At 56.1% G+C, this 15,945-nt stretch carries 11 protein-coding genes; 6 read left to right on the top strand and 5 right to left on the bottom strand.

Features of this window, described 5'->3' with window-relative positions; translation table 11 throughout:
- The first annotated feature begins 102 nt into the window (after positions 1–102).
- Positions 103–2,493 carry a glucose/quinate/shikimate family membrane-bound PQQ-dependent dehydrogenase gene (locus ACB496_RS03770; RefSeq protein WP_129035411.1) on the top strand — a complete coding sequence of 797 codons (2,391 nt, stop codon included), beginning with the start codon at positions 103–105 and terminating at the stop codon, positions 2,491–2,493.
- A gap of 84 nt (positions 2,494–2,577) precedes the next feature.
- Here the strand turns inward: ACB496_RS03770 and cueO are convergent, their stop codons facing one another.
- Complete coding sequence (gene cueO, locus ACB496_RS03765; RefSeq protein ID WP_194512719.1) at positions 2,578–4,149, bottom strand: multicopper oxidase CueO; 1,572 nt, start codon at positions 4,147–4,149, stop codon at positions 2,578–2,580.
- Between the two features lie 145 nt (positions 4,150–4,294).
- Between cueO and ACB496_RS03760 the strand changes: the two genes are divergently transcribed.
- The 3 genes from ACB496_RS03760 to speD all read left to right on the top strand — a co-directional run bounded on the left by ACB496_RS03760 (position 4,295) and on the right by speD (position 6,424).
- A complete protein-coding gene (locus tag ACB496_RS03760; protein WP_100780766.1) occupies positions 4,295–4,642 on the top strand; it encodes a YacC family pilotin-like protein in 348 nt (115 codons plus the stop codon).
- Between the two features lie 116 nt (positions 4,643–4,758).
- A complete protein-coding gene (speE, locus tag ACB496_RS03755) occupies positions 4,759–5,628 on the top strand; it encodes a polyamine aminopropyltransferase (protein ID WP_100777593.1) in 870 nt (289 codons plus the stop codon).
- Position 5,629: 1 nt separating this feature from the next.
- Positions 5,630–6,424, top strand: a complete 795-nt coding sequence (gene speD / locus ACB496_RS03750; RefSeq protein WP_100777594.1) for an adenosylmethionine decarboxylase — start codon at positions 5,630–5,632, stop codon at positions 6,422–6,424.
- A 31-nt stretch (positions 6,425–6,455) separates the two neighbouring features.
- Here the strand turns inward: speD and yacL are convergent, their stop codons facing one another.
- Both yacL and acnB read right to left on the bottom strand, forming a co-directional pair.
- A complete protein-coding gene (yacL, locus tag ACB496_RS03745; protein WP_100777595.1) occupies positions 6,456–6,818 on the bottom strand; it encodes a protein YacL in 363 nt (120 codons plus the stop codon).
- A gap of 159 nt (positions 6,819–6,977) precedes the next feature.
- Entirely contained in the window at positions 6,978–9,575 is a 2,598-nt protein-coding gene (gene acnB / locus ACB496_RS03740) for a bifunctional aconitate hydratase 2/2-methylisocitrate dehydratase (RefSeq protein ID WP_100777596.1), read from the bottom strand.
- A 439-nt stretch (positions 9,576–10,014) separates the two neighbouring features.
- Here acnB and ACB496_RS03735 point away from each other — a divergent pair, with 439 nt between their 5' ends.
- Both ACB496_RS03735 and ACB496_RS03730 read left to right on the top strand, forming a co-directional pair.
- On the top strand, positions 10,015–11,580 hold the full coding sequence (locus ACB496_RS03735; RefSeq protein WP_371974492.1) for a DUF3300 domain-containing protein: 1,566 nt from the start codon (positions 10,015–10,017) through the stop codon (positions 11,578–11,580).
- Between the two features lie 10 nt (positions 11,581–11,590).
- Positions 11,591–12,385, top strand: coding sequence for a DUF2950 family protein (locus tag ACB496_RS03730; RefSeq protein ID WP_371974490.1), 795 nt, complete (start codon positions 11,591–11,593; stop codon positions 12,383–12,385).
- 46 nt (positions 12,386–12,431) lie between these two features.
- Here ACB496_RS03730 and lpdA read toward each other — a convergent pair whose 3' ends face one another.
- Positions 12,432–13,856: a dihydrolipoyl dehydrogenase gene (gene lpdA, locus ACB496_RS03725; protein ID WP_100777599.1), complete on the bottom strand. Its 1,425-nt coding sequence runs from the start codon at positions 13,854–13,856 to the stop codon at positions 12,432–12,434.
- Between the two features lie 199 nt (positions 13,857–14,055).
- Positions 14,056–15,945: a pyruvate dehydrogenase complex dihydrolipoyllysine-residue acetyltransferase gene (gene aceF, locus ACB496_RS03720; RefSeq protein ID WP_371974488.1), complete on the bottom strand. Its 1,890-nt coding sequence runs from the start codon at positions 15,943–15,945 to the stop codon at positions 14,056–14,058.

Below are 15,945 nucleotides of genomic sequence, written 5' to 3'. Positions count from 1 at the left end.
GCGCATGAGTTACAAAAAGCTCATTTTGTGATTCCGATCACACTTGTTAATACCTATAATTAATTGCTATCAAATAATTAACAAACTACAGAGTACTTTTCTATGGCTGAAATAAAATCTCAACAGCCGCGTCTACTGGTAACGTTAACAGCCGCTTTTGCCGCATTCTGCGCGCTGTATCTGTTAATCGGTGGCGTATGGCTGGTCGCGCTTGGCGGCTCCTGGTACTACCCGATTGCGGGCCTGGTTATGATTGCTGTGACCGTCCTGCTTTTGCGGCGTAAACGTTCCGCGCTGTGGCTTTACGCAGCACTTCTGCTCGCAACGATGATCTGGGGTGTCTGGGAGGTCGGCTTCGATTTCTGGGCGCTCACGCCGCGTAGCGACATTCTTGTCTTCTTTGGTATCTGGCTGATCTTGCCCTTCGTCTGGCGTCGCCTGCTGGTGCCGTCCAGCGGTGCGGTTGCGGCACTGGTCGTGGCGTTGCTCATCACCGGTGGCATTCTGACCTGGGCCGGATTTAACGATCCGCAGGAAGTGAAAGGTACTCTGAGTGCCGATTCCACGCCTGCCGCCGCCATTTCTCAGGTGGCTGACGGCGACTGGCCAGCGTATGGGCGCAATCAGGAAGGACAACGTTACTCGCCGCTGAAGCAAATCAACGCCGATAACGTGAAAAACCTGAAAGAAGCCTGGACGTTCCGTACCGGCGATCTGAAGCAGCCGAACGATCCGGGTGAGCTGACCAACGAAGTCACCCCGATCAAAGTGGGCGACATGCTGTACCTGTGTACCGCTCACCAGCGTCTGTTCGCGCTGGATGCGTCGACCGGTAAGGAAAAATGGCACTTTGATCCGCAGCTGAACACCAACACCTCCTTCCAGCACGTGACCTGTCGTGGCGTCTCTTACCACGAAGCGCGCGCGGACAACGCCAGCCCGGACGTGGTGGCTGACTGTCCTCGCCGTATCATGCTGCCGGTGAACGATGGCCGTCTGTTTGCGATCAACGCCGAAACCGGCAAGCTGTGCGAAACCTTTGCCAACAAAGGTATCCTCAACCTGCAGACCAACATGCCGGATACCACGCCGGGCCTGTATGAGCCGACGTCACCGCCGATCATCACCGATAAAACCATCGTCATTGCCGGTTCTGTCACGGATAACTTCTCTACCCGTGAAACCTCGGGTGTGATTCGTGGTTTCGACGTGAACACCGGCAAACTGCTGTGGGCCTTCGATCCGGGCGCGAAAGATCCTAACGCCATCCCGTCGGATGAACACACCTTCACCTTTAACTCACCGAACTCCTGGGCACCGGCAGCGTATGACGCGAAGCTGGATCTGGTCTATCTGCCGATGGGCGTGACCACGCCGGATATCTGGGGCGGGAACCGCACGCCAGAGCAGGAGCGTTACGCCAGTGCCATCGTGGCGCTGAACGCAACGACCGGGAAACTGGCCTGGAGCTATCAAACCGTTCACCACGATCTGTGGGATATGGATATGCCGTCCCAGCCAACGCTGGCCGACATTACCGTCAACGGAAAAACTGTTCCGGTCATCTACGCGCCAGCGAAAACCGGCAACATCTTCGTGCTCGACCGTTCTAACGGCAAACTGGTGGTTCCGGCTCCGGAAAAACCGGTACCGCAGGGCGCAGCGAAAGGCGACTACGTTTCGAAAACGCAGCCGTTCTCTGACCTGAGCTTCCGTCCGAAGAAAGATCTGACCGGTGCGGACATGTGGGGCGCCACGATGTTCGATCAGCTGGTGTGCCGCGTGATGTTCCATCAGCTGCGCTATGAAGGCATCTTCACCCCGCCGTCTGAGCAGGGCACGCTGGTCTTCCCGGGTAACCTGGGGATGTTTGAATGGGGCGGCATCTCGGTCGATCCAAACCGTCAGGTGGCGATTGCCAACCCGATGGCACTGCCGTTTGTCTCGAAGCTGATCCCACGCGGTCCTGGTAACCCGATGGAGCAGCCGAAAGATGCGAAAGGCAGCGGCACTGAAGCCGGTATTCAGCCGCAGTACGGCGTGCCGTATGGCGTTACGCTGAACCCGTTCCTCTCTCCGTTTGGCCTGCCGTGTAAACAGCCTGCCTGGGGTTATATCTCCGCGCTGGATCTGAAAACGAACCAGGTGGTATGGAAAAAACGTATTGGTACGCCACAGGACAGCATGCCGTTCCCGATGCCGGTTCCTGTTCCGTTCAATATGGGTATGCCGATGCTCGGCGGCCCGATCTCTACTGCCGGAAACGTCCTGTTCATCGCGGCAACCGCAGATAACTACCTGCGCGCCTACAACATGACTAACGGTGAGAAACTGTGGCAAGGCCGTCTGCCGGCCGGTGGACAGGCCACACCGATGACCTACGAAGCGAATGGCAAGCAGTACGTTGTCATCTCCGCGGGCGGTCACGGGTCATTTGGCACGAAGATGGGCGACTATATCGTCGCGTATGCGTTGCCGGATGATGTGAAGTAGATGTGAGTGAAATGCAAAACGGCAACCTTGGGGTTGCCGTTTTTAGAACTCTGGCCGGGTAAGGCGAAACGCCGCCCGGCTTTTTTACACCGTAAACCCTAGCATCATCCCCGTATCTTCATGTTCCAGCAGATGGCAGTGGGCCATATAGGCAAACTCCTTCGGCGCGTCATGCTCAAACTTCACCAGCACTTCGCTTACTCCGCCCTCCACCCGCACCGTATCTTTCCAGCCCGTTCGATGTGCCGCAGGCGCTTTGCCGTTCTCGGAGATAATGCGGAACTGCGTGCCGTGAATGTGGAACGGATGCAGCATCATGTCGCCCTCGCCTGAAATCACCCAGCGTTCGTACTGGCCCTTGCTGGCCGCAAACATCGGGGTGTTCATATCAAAGGCCTGGCCGTTGATACGGTTGGCGTTATGGAAATCAAACCCTTTCCCGCCGCCGTGATTCATATGGCCCATGTTGCCCATCTTGCCGTGGTCCATATTCATATGCCCCATCGACTGGCCGTGGTGCATGCCCGCCATCGCCTGATCGCCATATTTGTTCATCAATGCCTGCATGCCCATCATGTCGAGCATGGGGTCCATCGACAGCTGGAGTTTACGCTGGGTTAATCCGTCGAGGGACGGCAGCGCAGGCATGGCCGCCAGCGTATCCGGCAGCGTACCGGACGCCGTCACCCGCAGCGGCTGAATGCGCAGCACCGGATGCGGCTTATCGAACGGCGCAACGGCCATCCCCATCTGACTCACCGGGAGCGTAATGAGGTCAAACGGTTTCCCGTCGCTGATATCCACCAGCACTTCAAAACGCTCGCCCATCAGCATCGGCAGTTCGCTGACTTTCACCGGCTCAGCCAGCAGCCCGCCGTCGCTCGCCACCACGTACATTGGACGCTGATCGCTGGTGGCAAAGTTAAGGGAGCGCGCGTTACAGCCGTTGAGCAGGCGCAGGCGCAGCCAGCCTCGCGGCGCTGAATGTTGCGGATAAATCGCCCCGTTGGTCAGGAGCGTATCGCCAAACCAGCCGACAGCGGCGCTCATCACGTCGAGCTGATAGTCGATCTGCCCCTCAGCGGTAAATTTCTTGTCCTGTACGATCACCGGCACATCGTCGATGCCCCACTGTTTTGGCAGACGCAGCATCCGGCTTTCGTCGTCTTCAATGAGCACCAGCCCCGCCAGCCCCATCGCCACCTGATGCCCGGTTTTGCCATGCTGATGGGGATGGAACCAGCAGGTCGCTGCGTGCTGGTCCGGGGTAAAGGTCACCGTGCGCTCACCGCCCGCTTTGATCACCCCCTGCGGGCCACCGTCGACCTCGCCGGGAACCTCCAGGCCATGCCAGTGCAACGTCGTCTCTTCCGCAAGGGTATTATGAATATTCACCGTCACCGGTTTGCCCCGGGAAAGCTGAAGCGCCGGACCGAGCAAATTACCGTTATATCCCCATGTGGTGGCCTGATGCGCGCCAAAGGTCGATTTTCCCGACTGAACGATTAACTGGATGCGACTGCGGGCGTCGGCAGTCAGTAAATCAGGGATGGGGAGGGTGGGTCTGTCGGCGGCGAATGCGGCGCGGCTCCATAAAGGTAACGCGCTGGCAGCCCCCAGTACGGCTGAATATTTCAAAAAATCACGACGTTGCATGTTCATTCCTTTTTTCCGTGCAGGCGATATTTTGAGCTTAAACCCTCCCCTTGGGAGAAGGTCAAGTAAAGCGGCAATAATAAAGGTCGTCGCGCTGGTATCAAGTATGCTAACGTTTAATTTCCGTGACGCAGTGGTAAAAGCAATGAAGACGTTTTTCAGGACAATTTTGTTCGCCAGCCTGGTGGCGATGAGTGCGAACAGTTATGCGCTGAGTGAAAACGAAGCGGAAGATATGGCCGATCTGACGGCAGTTTTTGTTTTCCTGAAAAACGATTGTGGATACCAGAATTTACCCAACGGGCAGATTCGTCGTGCACTGGTTTTTTTTGCCCAGCAAAATCAATGGGATCTCAGCAACTACGATAGCTTTGACATGAAGGCGCTCGGTGAAGACAGTTACCGCGATTTAAGCGGCATTGGCATTCCTGTCGCGAAAAAATGCAAAGCGCTGGCCCGCGATTCGCTGAGCCTGCTCGCCTACGTGAAGTAACCCTTCCCGCGCCCCTTTGTTGCAATGATGGCCGTGCATGCGCGGTCGTTGTTGGCTATGATGTTGCGCCCATTTTGCGTGGGTGTAATGGATGTTAACAAAGGAGGTATCAGCCTGTGACCGATAACACCTTGTGGCATGAAACGCTGCATGACCAGTTTGGTCAGTACTTTGCCGTTGATAACGTGCTTTATCATGAGAAGACCGATCATCAGGATCTGATCATTTTCGAGAACGCCGCGTTCGGGCGCGTCATGGCTCTTGACGGTGTGGTGCAAACCACCGAGCGCGATGAGTTTATCTATCACGAAATGATGACCCATGTGCCGCTGCTGGCGCACGGGCACGCGAAACACGTGCTGATTATCGGCGGCGGCGACGGCGCAATGCTGCGCGAAGTCTCCCGCCATAAAACCGTCGAGAGTATCACGATGGTCGAGATCGACGCCGGCGTGGTCTCTTTCTGTCGCCAATACCTGCCAAACCACAATGCGGGCAGCTACGACGATCCGCGTTTTACGCTGGTGATCGACGACGGGGTTAATTTCGTTAATCAGACCCGCCAGACCTTCGATGTGATCATCTCCGACTGCACCGATCCCATCGGGCCGGGCGCGACGCTCTTCACCTCGTCCTTCTACGAAGGCTGCAAACGCTGCCTGAACCCTGGCGGGATTTTCGTGGCGCAGAACGGCGTCTGTTTCCTGCAGCAGGACGAAGCCCTCGACAGCCATCGCAAGCTGAGCACCTATTTTGATGACGTCAGCTTCTATCAGGCGGCGATCCCCACCTACTACGGCGGCATCATGACCTTTGCCTGGGCGACGGATAACGGGGCGCTACGCCATCTGTCGACCGAGATAATCCAGGCACGCTTCCATCAGGCAGGCCTGAAATGCCGCTACTATAATCCGGCAGTCCACACGGCGGCCTTTGCCCTGCCACAATATCTGCAAGACGCGCTGTCCTCTAAGGGGGTGAACTAAATTGAAAAAGCTGAAACTGCATGGCTTTAACAACCTGACCAAAAGCCTGAGTTTTTGTATTTACGATATCTGCTACGTGAAAACAGCGGAGGAGCGCGATGGTTATATCGCCTATATCGATGAACTCTACAATGCCAACCGCCTGACCGAGATCCTGTCAGAAACCTGCTCCATCATCGGGGCCAATATCCTGAACATTGCGCGTCAGGACTATGAACCGCAGGGTGCCAGCGTCACGATCCTCGTGAGCGAAGAGCCGATCGACCCGCAGCTTATCGATCCCACCGAGCACCCTGGCCCGCTGCCCGAGGCGGTGGTCGCCCATCTCGATAAGAGCCATATCTGCGTGCACACCTATCCTGAAAGCCACCCGGAAGGCGGGCTGTGTACCTTCCGCGCTGACATCGAGGTCTCCACCTGTGGGGTGATTTCACCGCTGAATGCGCTGAACTATCTTATCCATCAGCTGGAATCCGATATTGTCACCGTGGACTACCGCGTGCGCGGTTTCACTCGTGATATCAACGGCATGAAGCATTTTATCGATCATGAGATCAATTCGATTCAGAACTTTATGTCCGAGGACATGAAGGCGCTGTATGACATGATGGATGTGAACGTCTATCAGGAAAACATCTTCCACACCAAGATGTTACTGAAGGAATTCGACCTGAAGCATTACATGTTCCACACCAGGCCAGAAGATTTAAGCGAAGAGGAGCGGAAGGAAATTACCGACCTGCTCTGGAAAGAGATGCGCGAAATCTACTACGGCCGCAATATTCCGGCCGTGTAAAGCGCACGGGGGGCAAGGAAGCTCCGCTGATTTACTTCTGTTTCATGAAATCACGGTACGCCGCTACCACCTGCAAAAAGTCCTCCACGCCGCACAGCGACAGGCTCTCTTCGTCGTAGTAGCTCATCCCCTCTTCCATCTCATCGCCTGAAAACTCAAGCTGATTGGCGCGCACCATGACCTCTTCCCCGTCCATCCAGAGGGTGTATTCATGTCCGACGCGCTGCCAGGATCGCTCGCTGCCTTTTACGGTTTGCGCAGCGTCTTCGACTTCGTCGAGCAGGGCGAGATTTTCTTTCACTTCTTCGTTAAACCAATGCCCGACCACCTCGTGGCCCATCGACATACGCACTTTCACCACTCCGGTGATATCGCGCAGAAATTCGTAATCCATGGTGTTTTCCTCTGCAGAGCCATTGGCGTAATTATCGCAGATAGAGAGGAGATAAAAAGCGGGACGGGTGTCAGGAGTGGAAAATAAAAAACCCCGCGGGCAAAACGCGGGGTTTTATTGTCTTGCAGGCCGGGCAGCGCGGTGCCGCCCGGCAACATCTTACACGGCGGTCTGGAAGATCACGCCGTCGGCTTTCTCGGTGTACTGAGAGAGCTTGTCGAAGTTCAGATAGCGATAGGTATCCACCGCCGTCTTATCAACCTGAGCAACGAAGGTCTGGTACTCTTCCGGCGTCGGCAGTTTGCCGATCAGCGCCGCAACAGCCGCCAGCTCCGCAGAGGCCAGATAGACGTTCGCACCGGTCCCTAAACGGTTCGGGAAGTTACGGGTCGAGGTAGAAACTACCGTTGCACCGTCAGCCACACGCGCCTGGTTACCCATACACAGGGAACAGCCAGGGATTTCGATACGCGCACCGCTCTTACCAAAGACGCTGTAGTAGCCCTCTTCCGTCAGTTGTGCCGCATCCATACGCGTTGGCGGAGCGACCCACAGACGCGTTGGCAGCTGGCCTTTGTGGGTATCCAGCAGCTTACCGGCAGCGCGGAAGTGGCCGATGTTGGTCATGCAAGAGCCGATGAACACTTCGTCGATCTTATCGCCCTGCACGTCAGACAGCAGACGCGCATCGTCAGGATCGTTTGGTGCGCACAGGATTGGTTCTTTGATATCCGCCAGATCGATGTCGATAACCGCCGCGTATTCCGCGTCAGCATCGGCTTCGAGCAGTTGCGGATCGGCCAGCCATTTTTCCATACCCTGCACACGGCGCTCGAGGGTGCGACGATCGCCGTAACCTTCTGCGATCATCCACTTCAGCAGCACGATGTTAGAGCTGAGGTACTCAACGATCGGCTCTTTGTTCAGCTTGATGGTACAGCCTGCCGCAGAACGCTCGGCAGAGGCATCCGTCAGCTCAAACGCCTGCTCAACTTTCAGATCCGGCAGACCTTCGATCTCCAGAATGCGGCCTGAGAAGATGTTTTTCTTCCCTTTCTTCTCAACGGTCAGCAGACCCTGTTTGATCGCGTACAGCGGGATCGCATGCACCAGATCGCGCAGGGTGATACCCGGCTGCATTTTGCCTTTGAAGCGCACCAGAACGGATTCCGGCATGTCCAGCGGCATCACGCCCGTTGCGGCAGCAAACGCCACCAGGCCAGAGCCTGCCGGGAAGGAGATGCCGATCGGGAAGCGGGTGTGGGAGTCACCACCGGTACCCACGGTATCCGGCAGCAGCATGCGGTTCAGCCAGGAGTGGATAACGCCATCGCCAGGGCGCAGCGATACGCCGCCACGGTTCATGATGAAGTCTGGCAGCGTGTGGTGTGTGGTCACGTCTACCGGCTTCGGATAGGCAGCCGTGTGGCAGAAGGACTGCATCACCAGGTCGGACGAGAAGCCCAGACACGCCAGGTCTTTCAGCTCATCACGGGTCATAGGACCGGTGGTGTCCTGAGAACCGACGGAGGTCATTTTAGGTTCGCAGTACGCGCCCGGACGAACACCCGTCACGCCGCACGCGCGGCCAACCATTTTCTGAGCCAGGGAGTAGCCGCGAGTGCTCTCCGCCACGTCTTTCGCCTGACGGAACACATCGCTGTGCGGCAGGCCCAGCGCTTCACGCGCTTTGGTGGTCAGGCCACGACCGATGATCAGCGGAATACGGCCACCGGCGCGGACTTCGTCAATCAGCACATCGGTTTTCAGCTCGAAGCTGGCCAGCAGTTCGCCGGTTTCATGGTTGCGGACTTCGCCTTTGAACGGATAAACGTCAATCACGTCACCCATGTTCAGGTCGCTCACATCCACTTCGATCGGCAGTGCGCCCGCATCTTCCATGGTGTTAAAGAAGATAGGTGCAATTTTGCCGCCGAGACACAGACCGCCGCCGCGCTTGTTCGGGACATGAGGGATGTCATCGCCCATGAACCACAGCACAGAGTTGGTTGCGGATTTACGCGAAGAACCGGTACCGACCACGTCACCGACATACGCCAGCGGGAAGCCTTTCTTATTTAATTCTTCGATCTGTTTGATCGGGCCGACAACGCCCGGCTGATCGGGATTAATGCCTTCGCGGGCGTTTTTCAGCATCGCCAGGGCGTGCAGTGGGATATCCGGGCGGGACCAGGCATCCGGGGCCGGAGACAGGTCATCGGTGTTGGTTTCGCCGGTCACTTTGAAGACCGTAACGGTAATTTTTTCAGCAAGCTGAGGACGGTTCAGGAACCATTCGGCATCAGCCCAGGATTGCATCACCTGTTTCGCATAGACGTTGCCTGCTTTCGCCTTCTCTTCCACATCGTAGAAGTTATCAAACATCAGCAGCGTCTGTGCCAGCGCTTTTGCGGCAATCGGTGCCAGCGCGTCGCTGTCCAGTGCATCAATTAACGGATGGATGTTGTAGCCGCCCTGCATGGTGCCGAGCAGTTCAATCGCTTTTTCAGGAGTAACCAGTGGGGAGGTTGCTTCGCCTTTGGCAACGGCAGCAAGGAATCCGGCTTTCACATACGCGGCTTCATCGACGCCTGGCGGAACACGGTTGATCAACAGATCTAACAGGAATTCTTCTTCGCCCGCAGGCGGATTCTTCAGCAGCTCGACGAGGCCGGCCATCTGGGTTGCATCTAAGGGTTTCGGTACAATTCCCTCGGCGGCACGTTCTGCTACGTGCTTACGGTATTCTTCTAGCACGACGGTTCTCCTCGCTCTCATTGTCATATGCGGTCGGCGTTCTCTTCACGCTCCTGTGAGACAGCAGTTTGTAGGGTAAATGCCCGATACCGCGTCGGGCAGCATAGCAGGATTTCTGCACAGTGTTAATCCGTTTACAAAAAAGCAACATTAAATAGTTTGCTGAATCGTTAAGGATGGTATAGCGCGCGGAGAGCGGGATTTTTCGGGCACAAAAAAACCGCCTTTCAGCGGTTTATTGCTGGCCGCTCGCAAGAGCGGCCTTCTGAATATCTCACGCCTTTTTCCCCATCGGATATAATTTGTGTAATAAATGCTCACACTCTTTATCCGGATACAGCGGGCCGTTTCCCAACATTAATCAAAACCACAAAATACGGGTGAATATACTCGCGGCAACAAGAACGCTCATCGACACTGCTTACGCTGGAGTCACACTATGAAGTTGCCCTTTAAGCCACATCTGCTTGTCTTGCTGTGCAGTGCCGGGCTGTTAGCCGCATCCGGCGTCATGTATGTGAAAAGTCGAGCGCCCGAAACGGTTTCAACGCCTCCGCCCGCTGTGGCGCCCACCGCACCTCAACCTGTTTCCCCGATACCCGCCCCGGTGGTCACCCCGACCTATACCGCCGCGCAAATCGATCAGTGGACCGCGCCCATCGCGCTCTACCCTGACGCACTGCTCTCACAGATCCTGATGGCCTCAACCTACCCGGCAAACGTGATTCAGGCCGCGCAGTGGTCGAAAGATAACCCTAAAATGCAGGGTGATGCCGCCATTCAGGCGGTGAGCAATCAGCCGTGGGACCCCAGCGTTAAATCCCTGGTGGCCTTCCCTCAGTTGATGTCCCTGATGGGGGAAAATCCGCCATGGATACAGAATCTCGGCGATGCGTTTCTGGCTCAGCCGAAAGATGTGATGGACTCCGTCCAGCGTCTGCGGCTCCTGGCCCAGCAGACGGGTGCGCTGCAGTCCACGCCACAGCAAACGGTCACCAGCGTGAAGAAAGCGGCCCCGGCTGCCACCACAGCGTCCTTCTCAGCGTCAACGACCGCTGCCACGACGACCAGTCCAACGGTGATCAAAATCGAGTCCGCCGATCCGCAGGTGGTTTACGTCCCGACCTACAATCCCAACACGGTTTACGGCACCTGGCCCAGCGCCAGCTATCCGCCGGTATACCTGCCCCCTTCCCCTGGCGAGCAGTTTACCAATAGCCTGGTGAAAGGCCTTGGGTTTAGCCTTGGGGTCGCCACGACTTACGCGATTTTCAGCAATATCGACTGGGACGATGACGACGATTACCACCATCATGATCACGATGACTACGATCACCACAACGGTGGCTATAACCGCAATGGTGATAATAACATCAATATCAACGTGGATAATTTCAACAAAATCAGCGGACAGCGCCTGACGGATAACAACCGCACCTGGCAGCATAATCCGGCCTATCGCGAAGGGGTTCCGTATCCGAATAATCAGCTGAACAACCGCTTCCACTCGACGAACAGCGCGACGGGTCTGAGTGCCACTCAGCATCAACCGGTCAATCGCGACAGCCAGCGTCAGGCGGCGATGGCGCAGGTCCAGCAATCAACCGGGAAAACCCTTTCACAAACCCAGCGCCCGGCAACCAAAGACGTGCAGCGTCAGGCGGCGAACAATCAGCTGAAGCAGATTTCCCAGCGTAATAACTATCGCGGGTACGACACCAGTAAACCAAACACCGCCCAGCGAGCGAATAACAAAGCGCAGCGCGAGAATCATCAGAATCTGTCACAACGACAGGATCGACCGGCCTCACAGCCAACCCGCCAGCGAAATACGCAACCGCGAGCCAATGCGTTAAGCGGCAACGACAGCCGCTCAGCCAACTGGCAGGCGCAGCAACAGCGCGGGGCGCAAAGCCGTCAGTTCACCGCGCAGCACCAGAATCGTCAGCAGTCACGGCAAATGCCGGCAGGCCGCAACGAACACCGTGAATTCCGTCACCGCTAAGGGAATCGAAATGAAAACGAAATTACTCAGTGGGATGATGTTGTTCATGGTCTCAACCTTCGCCCTCGCACAGCAGCATTTTGCCACGCCGGACGAGGCGACCAGCGCGCTGGCGAAAGCCATCAGCGGGCAAAACGAAGCCGAGATGAAAAATCTGCTCGGCGATGACTGGCGTGATTTTCTGCCGCCCGAAGGCGTCGATCCGGAGGCGGTCGACCGTTTTCTGCGCGACTGGAAAGTCAGCCACCACACGGTGATCAACGGCGATGTGGCGCACCTCAACGTGGGCGACAGCGACTGGCAATTGCCCATCCCGGCGGTGAAACGCGCCGCTGGCTGGCAGTTTGATATGCAAAAAGCCGCAGAGGAGATCCTGACACGGGAGATCGGTCGCAACGAGCTGGCCGCTATTGAAGCGCTCCACGCCTACGTGGATGCACAGAAGAGTTTCTTCGCACTCAACCATCGCTATGCGGAAAAAGTGATCAGCGCTGAAGGGAAAAAAGACGGTTTATACTGGCCAGCCGCGCCGGGTGAAGCGCCCAGCCCGCTAGGGCCAGCATTCAGCCCGCAGGTGCCGGGAACCGGTTATCACGGCTATCACTTCCGCATTCTGCAGGATAAAGACAACGGCTTTGCGATGATCGCCTGGCCCGTCAGCTATGGGCAGACTGGCGTGATGAGTTTTGTGGTGAACGGTGATGATCAGGTGTATCAGACGAACCTGGGAAGTGAATCGCAGAAGAAAGCGAAAGAGATAACGGCTTATCATCCTGATAAAGAGTGGCAGCCCGTTGCGCCGTAAATAAAAAAAGCCGCTCAGTTGAGCGGCTTTTTTACGGTTCGAGAGATTACTTCTTCTTGGCTTTCGCGTTTGGCAGGTCGGTGATGCTACCTTCAAACACTTCTGCAGCCAGGCCCACGGACTCGTGCAGAGTCGGGTGCGCGTGGATGGTCAGCGCGATGTCTTCAGCGTCACAGCCCATTTCGATAGCCAGACCGATCTCACCCAGCAGCTCGCCGCCGTTGGTACCGACAATCGCACCACCGATCACACGGTGAGTCTCTTTGTCGAAGATCAGTTTGGTCACGCCATCGGCGCAATCGGAAGCGATCGCACGGCCAGAAGCTGCCCACGGGAAGGTGGCGGTTTCGTAGCTGATGCCTTTCTCTTTCGCTTCTTTCTCGGTCAGACCGACCCAGGCAACTTCCGGCTCGGTGTACGCGATTGATGGAATGACTTTCGGGTCGAAGTAGTGCTTCATTCCCGCGATAACTTCAGCGGCAACGTGACCTTCGTGAACACCTTTGTGCGCCAGCATTGGCTGACCGACGATATCGCCGATAGCAAAGATGTGCGGCACGTTGGTACGCAGCTGTTTGTCCACACGGATAAAGCCACGGTCGTCCACTTCAACGCCAGCAGCGCCTGCATCGAGGTTTTTACCGTTTGGCACACGGCCAATCGCCACCAGCACGGCGTCGTAACGCTGCGCTTCAGCAGGGGCTTTTTTGCCTTCCATGGAAACGTAAATACCGTCTTCTTTTGCTTCAACGGCAGTGACTTTGGTTTCCAGCATCAGGTTGAATTTCTTGCTGATGCGTTTGGTGAAGACTTTAACGATATCTTTATCGGCAGCCGGGATAACCTGGTCGAACATCTCAACCACGTCAATCTCTGAACCCAGCGCATGGTATACGGTACCCATTTCCAGACCGATGATACCGCCACCCATAACCAGCAGGCGTTTTGGTACGGTTTTCAGTTCCAGTGCGTCGGTGGAATCCCACACGCGAGGATCTTCATGCGGAATGAACGGGAGTTCGATCGGACGGGAGCCCGCCGCGATGATCGCGTTGTCGAAGTTGATCACGGTTTTGCCGTTCTCGCCTTCCACTTCCAGGGTGTTAGCCCCGGTGAATTTACCCAGACCGTTGACCACTTTCACTTTACGGCCTTTGGCCATACCCGCCAGACCGCCGGTCAGCTGAGTGATCACTTTCTCTTTCCAGGTACGAATCTTGTCGATATCGGTTTTCGGCTCGCCGAAGACAATACCGTGGTCAGCCAGTGCTTTGGCTTCTTCGATAACTTTTGCAACGTGCAGCAGTGCTTTAGAAGGGATACAGCCGACGTTCAGACAAACACCGCCGAGGGTGTTGTAACGTTCTACGATAACGGTTTCCAGACCTAAATCAGCGCAACGGAAGGCAGCAGAGTAACCTGCCGGGCCTGCCCCAAGTACCACGACCTGAGTTTTGATTTCAGTACTCATCATGACCTCTTATTGATTTCCGGCGGTCCAGGTACTTGTCGCCCTTCATCCACCGGGACGTTCTATCCGCCCGTATTTTACAAAATTGTTAACAATTTTGAAACAACAAACGGCTCATGAATTCTTGTCTTTACCAATAACCTCACAATTTTCATGAGATTACAAGACAAAAAGCCGGCCGACTGGCCGGCTTTTGCGATTACATCACCAGGCGGCGAATATCGCTCAGGGTGTTATTGATGATGGTAATGAAGCGCGCACCATCAGCACCGTCGATCACGCGGTGGTCGAAGGAGAGAGAGATTGGCATCATCAGACGCGGCACAAACTCTTTACCATTCCACACTGGTTCCATCGCGGACTTGGACACACCGAGGATCGCCACTTCCGGCGCGTTAACAATCGGCGCGAAGTGGGTAGTACCCAGGCCGCCGATGCTGGAGATAGTGAAGCAACCGCCCTGCATTTCGCCGGCAGTCAGCTTACCATCACGCGCTTTCTTGGAGATCACCGTCAGTTCACGGGACAGCTCAGTGATGCTCTTCTTGTTCACGTCTTTGAAGACCGGAACAACCAGACCATTTGGCGTATCAACCGCAACACCAATGTTGATGTATTTCTTCAGCGTCAGACGCTGTGCATCTTCAGACAGGGAGCTGTTGAAACGAGGCATCTGCTCAAGAGCTGCCGCAACAGCTTTCATGATGAAGACCACTGGGGTGAATTTCACGTCCAGTTTACGTTTCTCGGCTTCGGCGTTCTGCTGTTTACGGAACGCTTCCAGATCGGTGATATCGGTTTTGTCGAAGTGAGTAACGTGCGGGATCATCACCCAGTTACGGCTCAGGTTAGCACCAGAGATTTTCTGGATACGGCCCAGTTCCACTTCTTCGATTTCGCCAAACTTGCTGAAGTCGACTTTCGGCCATGGCAGCATGCCCGGAATACCGCCACCGGCAGCAGCAGCTGGTGCCGCTTCAGCGCGTTTCACAGCTTCTTTCACGTAAGTCTGAACGTCTTCGCGCAGGATACGACCTTTACGGCCCGTCCCTTTCACTTTCGCCAGATTCACGCCGAATTCGCGCGCCAGGCGACGAATCAGCGGAGTCGCGTGAACGTACGCGTCGTTCTCAGCAAACTCAGATTTGCCTTCTGCTTTCGCGGCCGGTGCAGCGGCTTTCGCAGCAGGCGCCGGAGCGGCGGCAGCAGGTGCTGGCGCAGCAGCCGGAGCCGCAGCAGGCGCAGCGCCTTCTACTTCGAAGACCATGATCAGAGAGCCGGTAGACACTTTGTCGCCGGTGCTGATTTTGATTTCTTTAACGGTACCTGCGAATGGAGCCGGGACTTCCATAGAGGCTTTGTCGCCCTCTACGGTGATCAGTGACTGCTCAGCGGCAACTTTGTCGCCCACTTTCACCATCACTTCAGTCACTTCAACTTCGTCACCGCCGATATCCGGAACGTTAACGTCTTTCGCACCAGACGCTGCTGGTGCAGCAGCCGCCGCCGGAGCAGCCGCCAGTGCTGGAGCCGCAGCCGGTGCAGCACCCGCCACTTCGAAGACCATAATCAGGGAGCCGGTAGACACTTTGTCGCCGGTGTTGATTTTGATCTCTTTCACCACGCCCGCGAACGGAGCCGGGACTTCCATAGAGGCTTTGTCGCCTTCTACGGTGATCAGGGATTGTTCAGCAGCAACAGTGTCGCCCACTTTCACCATGATCTCAGTCACTTCGACTTCGTCACCGCCGATGTCAGGCACGTTAACGTCTTTTGCAGCCGCAGCCGCTGGTGCAGCCGCCGGAGCAGCTGCTTCTTTCTTCTCTTCCTGCGCAGGTGCAGCAGCTGCTGCACCGTCGGCGGAATCGAAAATCATGATCAGTTTGCCAGTCTCGGTTTTATCGCCAACAGAGACTTTGATCTCTTTAACGATGCCAGCCTGAGGAGACGGGACTTCCATAGAGGCTTTATCGCCTTCTACGGTGATCAGCGACTGTTCAGCTTCAACTTTGTCGCCTACTTTGACCAGGATCTCGGTGATTTCAACTTCATCAGCCCCGATGTCCGGTACATTGATTTCGATAGCCAT

Origin of the sequence: Lelliottia nimipressuralis, assembly GCF_041464075.1 — a bacterium.
In the GTDB taxonomy this organism is placed as follows: domain Bacteria; phylum Pseudomonadota; class Gammaproteobacteria; order Enterobacterales; family Enterobacteriaceae; genus Enterobacter; species Enterobacter nimipressuralis.
This window is presented reverse-complemented; position numbering and strand designations above follow the sequence as displayed.